This is a genomic window from Cellulomonas sp. GbtcB1, assembly GCF_019091725.1.
GTDB lineage: Bacteria > Actinomycetota > Actinomycetes > Actinomycetales > Cellulomonadaceae > Cellulomonas.
In genome coordinates, this window is record NZ_JAGXJG010000200.1 from 1 (window position 1) to 289 (window position 289).

At 85.1% G+C, this 289-nt stretch carries 1 pseudogene; it reads right to left on the reverse strand.

The features are described from left to right. Nucleotides 1-289: pseudogene (locus KVT14_RS20280) on the reverse strand (hypothetical protein); the annotation flags it as partial.

Below are 289 nucleotides of genomic sequence, written 5' to 3' on the forward strand. Positions count from 1 at the left end.
CACCGACTGCGGCGCGGTCGCGGCGGCGGGCGCGCCGAACGCCCGCGTGCTCCCGTCCTGCGCCGGCGTGCCCCACGTCTCCCCGGGCGCGGGCAGCACGGCCGTCCCGTCCTCCCCGGCCCCGAGCACGGCCGTCCCGTCGGGCCCGAGGACGGCGGTCGCGCCGGTCGCGGCCGCGGCCCCCGCGGGCAGCGGGCCCGTCCCCGCGGGCTGCGCCCGGGTCGGCGTGCCGTCCGACGTGCCCAGCGCGACGGTCGCCGCGGTCGCGACGCCGAGCGCCACCGTGCCG